The sequence below is a fragment of the Polaribacter sp. PL03 genome (assembly GCF_033875165.1).
In the GTDB taxonomy this organism is placed as follows: domain Bacteria; phylum Bacteroidota; class Bacteroidia; order Flavobacteriales; family Flavobacteriaceae; genus Polaribacter.
Genome location: NZ_JAWZSV010000003.1, coordinates 626,336 through 634,193, shown reverse-complemented (window position 1 = coordinate 634,193; position 7,858 = coordinate 626,336). Strand labels below are relative to the sequence as shown.

The 7,858-nt window shown below is 29.6% G+C and carries 6 protein-coding genes; 1 reads left to right on the top strand and 5 read right to left on the bottom strand.

What is annotated here, in order from left to right:
• Positions 1-434: 434 nt before the first annotated feature.
• Both SHK09_RS08880 and ligA read right to left on the bottom strand, forming a co-directional pair.
• Entirely contained in the window at positions 435-1,142 is a 708-nt protein-coding gene (locus SHK09_RS08880; RefSeq protein ID WP_413774277.1) for a DUF4294 domain-containing protein, read from the bottom strand.
• A gap of 84 nt (positions 1,143-1,226) precedes the next feature.
• On the bottom strand, positions 1,227-3,224 hold the full coding sequence (ligA, locus tag SHK09_RS08875; protein ID WP_319810410.1) for an NAD-dependent DNA ligase LigA: 1,998 nt from the start codon (positions 3,222-3,224) through the stop codon (positions 1,227-1,229).
• Between the two features lie 77 nt (positions 3,225-3,301).
• Here ligA and SHK09_RS08870 point away from each other — a divergent pair, with 77 nt between their 5' ends.
• On the top strand, positions 3,302-3,964 hold the full coding sequence (locus SHK09_RS08870) for a hypothetical protein (RefSeq protein ID WP_319810409.1): 663 nt from the start codon (positions 3,302-3,304) through the stop codon (positions 3,962-3,964).
• Positions 3,965-4,008: 44 nt separating this feature from the next.
• On the opposite strand, the gene SHK09_RS08865 is transcribed toward SHK09_RS08870, so the two are convergent.
• The 3 genes from SHK09_RS08865 to SHK09_RS08855 form a co-directional block, all read right to left on the bottom strand.
• Positions 4,009-4,578: a hypothetical protein gene (locus tag SHK09_RS08865; RefSeq protein ID WP_319810408.1), complete on the bottom strand. Its 570-nt coding sequence runs from the start codon at positions 4,576-4,578 to the stop codon at positions 4,009-4,011.
• A 269-nt stretch (positions 4,579-4,847) separates the two neighbouring features.
• Positions 4,848-6,290, bottom strand: a complete 1,443-nt coding sequence (locus SHK09_RS08860) for a glyceraldehyde-3-phosphate dehydrogenase (protein ID WP_319810407.1) — start codon at positions 6,288-6,290, stop codon at positions 4,848-4,850.
• A 136-nt stretch (positions 6,291-6,426) separates the two neighbouring features.
• Positions 6,427-7,812 carry a trypsin-like peptidase domain-containing protein gene (locus SHK09_RS08855; protein ID WP_319810406.1) on the bottom strand — a complete coding sequence of 462 codons (1,386 nt, stop codon included), beginning with the start codon at positions 7,810-7,812 and terminating at the stop codon, positions 6,427-6,429.
• Positions 7,813-7,858 lie beyond the last annotated feature (46 nt).

Sequence of the window (7,858 nt, the reverse complement as noted above, 5' to 3'; positions counted from 1 at the left end):
TTGATAAAGATCTAAAAACAAATTTTAATGAACGAAACTAACAAAACAATATAGCTGTTAGCGGGTGCAAACATACAACTCATTTTTAATCTAACAACTATACTTTAACCTTTATTTTATATGAAATATTTAAAGTGCTAATAAAAAGACTCTTACCAATTAAAAATAAAGTTCTAGTTATTAAAAAACCTTTCTACTGTTTTAATAACACCTAAATTAAACTGGTATTTTAACTTTTTAAATTGATTAAATTTTATAAACTAGCTTGTGTTAGGGATTGAAATGACATCCTTTTTATATTTAAATAAGTAATAGTGCCTTTTTTAAGGAGAAAATAAATTAAAAAATAATAAGAGGTTCTGAAATTAGTTACCAATAAAAAGATATAATGTAAAGCCCGACCTCGCTTTTCGCGGGGGAACACACTAAAAAAATCAATTCTTTTTCTTCTTCTTTTTTTTCTTTCGCATCTTTGCAAACATCTCTTTGTATTCTTCTACATTAATTTTTGCTTTTCTAGATGCTATTGCCTTTATGAAATCGAAGTTTAATTTAGACTTTTGTGCGTCTAATTTATCATCGCGAAAAGCACGTTGTAATACATCTTCTATTAAAAAATCTTCGTTTGTAGTTTCTGGATGGTATTCTGTTTTTAAAGACAGTTTAAAAATATTGGCTGTTGTATTGTACCAAAACGCTTTCCAACCACTTCTAAGTCCTTTTATATTATTAAATGCTGTTTTACCGGTTTGACGATGAATTAATTTTATAAGAATACGACCTTCTGTTGTGGTCATCTTTTTAATTTGATCTGTGAACTCTCCTTCTATATAGTTCTGAATTAACCTTGTGTATTTTCTCTTCTTGCTTTTTGATTCTATTTTTTCGAGTCTAACATTTAAACTATCTAACCTTTCTGATGCCAATTTTGCAAATGGATAGGCTTTATACACTTTCTTTCTAAACCATAAATAATAACGAATGTCTTCTTTTGAATTAAATTTAGGTTTTGGTAATAAGGCAATTTCTTTTAACTGAATAATTATTGAATCTCCTGGTTTTACAAAAAGATACTCATCTATGTTTTTAGGCAATGAATCTACATCTCGCTTTTGTGAAAAAGTGAGTATAGAAATTGTCATTATATATATGTATAGTATTTTCTTCAAAAAATGTATTGTTGGAGATTTATAAAATCTATTGCAAATTAAAGACCAAAGTATGTTTTAACTAATTTTATCTATAAAATCTTGTTCTGTTATAATTTCGACTCCTAGATCTTGTGCTTTTGTAAGTTTACTTGGCCCCATATTATCGCCAGCAACTATAAAGTTTGTTTTTTTAGAAATTGATGAACTTACTTTTCCACCATTATCTTCTATGGCTTTTTTTAGTTCGTTTCTAGACATCTGATGAAAAATGCCAGAAACCACAAAAACCTGTCCTTGTAACAACTCTGTTTGATTCTCTAAATTTTCTGCAGAAACCTCTAATTGCAATCCGTATGTTTTTAAACGGTTTATTAATTGAATATTGCCTGAATTATTAGAAAAATCGATAATACTTTGGGCTATTCGATCTCCAATTTCATCTGCTTTAATTAATTCTTCGAACGTTGTATTCATTAAATTATCTATCGATTTGAAGTGTTTTGCTAGTTTTTTAGCAACTGTTTCTCCTACAAAACGAATTCCGAGTGCAAATAACACTTTTTCAAATGGAATTTCTTTTGATTTCTCGATTCCAGCAATCATGTTTTGTGCAGATTTTTCTGCCATTCTTTCTAACGGAATTACTTGTGCTACTTTTAAATCGTACAAATCTGCATAATTCTGAATTAAACCTTCTTTGCGCAATAAATCTACTGTTTCACCTCCTAAACCATCAATATCCATTGCTTTTCTAGAAATGTAATGTTGAATTCTTCCTGTTATTTGTGGTGCACAGCCAAATTCATTTGGGCAATAATGTTTTGCATCTCCTTCTGTTCTAACCAAAACAGTATTACATTCCGGACAATTGGTTGCATATATTGTTGGTTCTGAATCTTCTGGTCGTTTTGTAAAGTCTACAGCAATTATTTTGGGAATAATCTCTCCTCCTTTTTCTACAAAAACGGTATCTTTTTCTCTAATATCTAATTTAGCTATTTGATCTGCATTATGTAAAGATGCACGTTTTACTGTTGTTCCTGCCAATTGAACAGGATTTAAATTTGCAACAGGTGTTATTGCACCAGTTCTACCAACCTGATATGTAATTTCATTTAGAATTGTAGAAACTTGTGCTGCTTTAAACTTATAGGCAATTGCCCAACGGGGTGCTTTTGCAGTGTAACCAAGTTCTTCTTGATGTTGTAAATTATTTACTTTTATAACAATTCCGTCTGTTTCGTAGGGTAAATTATGGCGATTAGCATCCCAATAATTCACAAAATCGTAAACTTCATCGATGGTTTTTGCTAGTGTTATAGATTCTGGAACTTTAAAACCAACCTTTCTAGCATGTTCTAAACTTTCGAAATGTGTTTTATATTTTCTTTCTGATGTTACTACCTGATACAACAAACAGTCTAAAGGACGTCTTGCAACTTCTGCACTGTCTTGTAATTTTAAACTTCCGCTAGCTGTATTTCTAGGATTTCTATATTCTTCTTCTCCATTTTCTACACGCTCTTCATTCATTTTAATGAAACCATCTAAAGGCAGAATAATTTCACCTCGCATTTCAAAATCTTTTACAAAATCTCCATTTGGTATTAATGGAATAGATTTTATTGTGCGAATATTAGCCGTTACTTCATCTCCTTGAAAACCATCTCCACGAGTTACAGCTTTTATAAATTGTCCGTTTTCATAAGTTAGGTTAATAGAAGCTCCGTCAAACTTTAATTCGCAAGTAAACTCTAAGTCTGTAGTTCCTAAAACTTTTTCAACTCTTTTTTCCCAATCTAATAAATCTTCTTTAGAATAAGAATTATCTAATGAATACATTCTGTTTTTATGTACAATCGTATTAAAATTCTTAGTAACGGTTCCTCCTACTCTTTGTGTTGGAGAATTTGCATCGAAAAAAATAGGGTTTTCTTTTTCTAACTTTTCTAATTCTTTTAGTTTTATATCGAAATCAAAATCGGAAATGGTTGTATTATCTAAGACATAATAGTTATAATTATGCTTATTTAACTCTTCTCGAAGTTGTTGTATTCTATGTTCTGCAGTCATAATATATTTATCGAAAACTTTGTGTTTGAATTAAAAAAAACGTATTTTATATATTCATTCAAAAATGAAATAAAAAAATGAAATACGCTATAAAAATACATAAAATTTCTACAGTTGACACGCTTGAAAACGCATGGAATGTAGAAGATTTTAAAGCACTTTTAGAAAAATTTGACTTTCCTAACGAAGAAAGTAACGATTTACAGGAATTACAAGAATTATTATTTATGGCAATTGCAGATTTTGAGCCACATGAGGCTGCTGCGATTGTATTAGACTATAAATTGTCTAATAATTTAAATGAAGGACAAATAGATTCTATTTCTTATGAAATGCTGGTTGACAAAATTTCTGAAGAATACCCTAAAATTAATTTACACAAGCAACTTTTTAATGTAAACCAGTTATTACATAAAGCTTATAACGGTAAGTTTCCTAATACTAAAGCAACTTTGGTAGATTTTGAAATTACGCCTCTGTTAAATTCACCAAAAGAAATTACAAAAGAAATTGTTTTAAAATGTTTTGCTAAAAACTTAGATAGCCACAACGTTGTTATTCGTTTATTTGGAAGTCAATTAAACGCTAAAGAAGAATTTGATGAAGCAAATGATGTTATTTGGAATTTAGAAAAAAATGAAAATACATATCGATTAACTACTTCTGATTATTGGATGAGTAAAGATGAATTCTTAAATGAAGAAATAGATTGTAAGATTGATTTATTTGAAGAAGAATAAATTTTAATATAAAAAGTCTCAATTAAAATTGAGACTTTTTATATTTATTCTCTTACTGTTCCTGTAAAATGGTTCACCTTAGAGTTTATAGGATTACCAGAAGATCTTCTAAAACTTGCAACCTGCCCAGAATGCCAAATAATGTCTGCAATTGGCCCATTAATTACATTAAAAAAAGGAATGCTTATTTCGCCATCTTTTTTAATTGTAAATTCTGATAAATTTCTACTTGCTTTAATTTTATTACTTAACGCTTCGAAATTTAAAAGTGTTTGTTTTCTCATTTCTTTAAACGTCATTTTTTCTTTTTCTACTGTTTGTTTAAAATTTATTTTTGCCAAACGAAGCATCATATTAGATACGTCGTATAAATGGTTAATAGTTCTTTGGCAATTTCTACCATCTCCTTTTGGTTGGTATGCTAAATCTTCTGCACGCAAACCTTCTGTTGCCCAATAATATCTAAAAGCCAAAGCGTCTACCATTCTTGCCAACGTATTTTGGCCTGAATACTTTTCTGCCATTTTTGGAATTTGATGGTATGGCAACTTTTCTTGTGAATTTACACCAAGGGTAAAAAATAAGATAGATATTATTAAAAATTTAATTTTCATGCTTTTTATTTTGATTGCTAAATTAAGGAAAGTTTAAATTTTGAACACAATAGATTCTTAGCTTTTAAAAAACTTTTAGCCTGCATATATTTTATAGACTTACTTAGCCCTGATTGAAGCATTTGTTTGAGCTCTTTTTGTTTTTCACAAAAAAGCGAGTGCGGAAAGCAGGAAATAGCTTCTAAAAAAAATAAAACAAAACCCGACACAAAAAATGCGTCGGGTTTTTACATCTAACAATTGTTAAATGAATTTGCACTAAGAGTGTCTTAATAATAGGTAAATCTTCTAACTTTTGCAATGTGTTTTGCTAAACGAATTACTTGGTGTGAATAACCATATTCATTGTCATACCAAACATAAATTACAATTGTTTCGTTGTCTGTAATTGTTGCTTTACTATCGAAAATTGATGGTGCAGTTGTACCAATAATATCTGAAGAAACTAGTTCGTTATCGATAGAATATTTAATTTGCTCTACTAAATCGCCTTCTAAAGCATATTTTTTAATTAAAGAGTTTACTTGTTCTTTTGTAACTCTTGTGTTTAATTGTAAGTTAAGAATTGCTAAAGAACCATTAGGTACAGGAACTCTAATTGCATTTGAAGTTAATTTGCCTTTTAATGCTGGTATTGCTTTTGAAACTGCTGCTCCTGCACCTGTTTCTGTAATAACCATATTTAAAGCGGCAGCTCTTCCTCTTCTATATTTACTGTGCATATTGTCTACTAAATTCTGGTCGTTAGTATATGCATGAATTGTTTCTAAATGTCCTTTTTTAATTCCGTAATTATCTTCTAAAACCTTTAGAACAGGTGTTATTGCATTTGTTGTACATGATGCTGCTGAGAAAATATCTACGTTATCTGGGCTATTTTGTTTGTGGTTTACACCATGAACAATATTAGGAACTCCTTTTGCTGGTGCTGTAATTAAAACTTTACTTGCTCCTTTAGCTTTTAAATGCCTGCTTAATTCAACATCATTTTTAAAGGCACCTGTATTGTCTATAATTAATGCATCGTTAATTCCGTATTTTGTATAATCGATATCTTCTGGTTGTTTTGCAGAAATTACATAAACTGTAGTACCGTTAATAATTAATGCATTATTTTCTACATCTACTTCTACGGTTCCTAAAAAATCTCTGTGTACAGAATCTATACTTAATAATGATGCTCTTTTTTCTAATACCGTTTCATTTATTTCGCCACGAATAACAATTGCTCTTAACCTTAATTGAGAACCTTTACCCATTTTAGACATTAATTCTCTTGCTAATAAACGACCTATTCTACCAAAACCATATAAAACTACATCTTTAGGTTTAATGTCTTTTGCTATAGTTGCATCTTTTAATTTTTGTTGAACAAAGGCAACTTTATCTTCTATTTTAACTGAATTTAAATAACATTCATATGCTAACTTACCAATATCTAATTTAGAAGAAGGTAACTCTATTTGTTGTATTGCTTTCGCAATATCTAATGCATCTTGTATTGAGATTGGTTTGCTTACAAACTCTCTAGCATATGCAATTAAATTAAGAACTTCACTAGCTCTTTTATCTATTAAAGGGTTTCTAAAAAGTACTAACTCTATAGATTTATCATACCATAAATCGTTTACGATATTAATAAATTCTACTGTAGCTCTTCTTGTTTGCGCTTGCGATAAAACTTCTTCGTTGTAATTTACTTTTGTTGACATAGTTGTGTTACTATTATTTAATTTTCGGCAAAAGTATTTAATTTTTTAAGAATACGAAATCGATTTCGTTAAAACTTTTAAAATAAAAAAAATCCTGATTATAAATCAGGATTTTAATATGCATTAAATTGAGATTCTATCTAAAAACGTAACGTTCTCTTTCTCCTTTTAAATTTATACCTTCAATATAAAGGGGTTTCCCTTTACCTAAAGAAGCGTCTAACAATTCAGATGCTTCTTGGGCACTAGTTATTGGGTTTTTATTTATCTTAGTAATAATAAAACCTTCTTCTACACCATAATAGATTAAGTATTTATTCTGATTTTTAATAATTTTTACTCCGCTAGTAATATTGTATTTACTTTTATCACTTTTAGAAACGTCTTTTAAAATTACATTAATACTGGTAGAAGTATAAGCTACTTTTTTACTTAATTTAACTTCTTTTACTAAAAAAACGCCATCTCTATTTACAGTAATACTAACGGATTCTCCTGGTCTTTTTGCTGTTAACTGCCCTCTTAATTCAGAAAACTTAGAAATTTTTACATTGTTAATCTTTGTAATAATATCTCCAGATTTTAACCCAGCTTTAATTGCTCCTCCTTCATTAGAAACGTCTGAAACTTTTACGCCTTCTTCCTGGTACTTAGCATCTACTGTTATACCTAAAATAGCTTCTTGCACCGCGCCAAACTCTAAAATGTCGTCTATAACTTTTTTAGCAATATTAGATGGTACTGCAAAGGAATACCCAATAAAAGAACCTGTTTTAGATGAAATTGCTGTGTTAATTCCAATTAATTCTCCTCTAGAGTTTACCAAAGCTCCACCACTATTTCCAGGGTTTACCGCAGCGTCTGTTTGTATAAAAGATTCTATATTATTGTTTCCTTCTAAATCTCTTCCTTTAGCAGAAATAATACCTGCTGTAACCGTAGATGTTAAATTATAAGGGTTACCAACTGCTAAAACCCATTCTCCTATTTTAATATTATCTGAATTTGCAAAAGGTACATAAGGTAAATCTACATCTGCATTAATTTTTAATAAAGCAATATCATTAGCTGCGTCTCTACCTATTAATTCTGCTTTGTATTTCTTTTTATTGTTTAATGTAATTTCTAATGCACTTGCACCATCTATTACATGATTATTAGTTACAATATAACCATCTGCAGAAATTATAACACCACTTCCTGTACCTACTTGCTCGTATTGCCTCTGTCCGCTTCCTCGACCAAAGTAAAGATCTGCTCTATTTGTTTGTGTTCTAATTGCTGTATTTTTAACGTGTACAACTGCATGTACAGTTTTATCTGCAGCAACTGTAAAGTCTGTAGATGTTTCTACAGCACCTGTGCTTTTATAACTCGAATTATAATTTGCTCTAACAGTTTCTATAGGATTATCTACTGTTCTTTCTACTACTATTTGTTCATTGAATAGCATCTTGTAACCACCTAAAGTAAGTGCTCCTCCTAAAATTGCCATACCAAGAAAACTGAATGCTTTTTTCATTATTATTAATTTTATTATTCAAAGATAGAATTTTAACATATTAAAA

Coding starts and splice junctions, on each gene's coding strand:
- SHK09_RS08880 (WP_413774277.1), bottom strand. CDS start 1,142: ATGACAATTTCTATACTCACTTTTTCACAAAAGCGAGATGTAGATTCA.
- ligA (WP_319810410.1), bottom strand. CDS start 3,224: ATGACTGCAGAACATAGAATACAACAACTTCGAGAAGAGTTAAATAAG.
- SHK09_RS08870 (WP_319810409.1), top strand. CDS start 3,302: ATGAAATACGCTATAAAAATACATAAAATTTCTACAGTTGACACGCTT.
- SHK09_RS08865 (WP_319810408.1), bottom strand. CDS start 4,578: ATGAAAATTAAATTTTTAATAATATCTATCTTATTTTTTACCCTTGGT.
- SHK09_RS08860 (WP_319810407.1), bottom strand. CDS start 6,290: ATGTCAACAAAAGTAAATTACAACGAAGAAGTTTTATCGCAAGCGCAA.
- SHK09_RS08855 (WP_319810406.1), bottom strand. CDS start 7,812: ATGAAAAAAGCATTCAGTTTTCTTGGTATGGCAATTTTAGGAGGAGCA.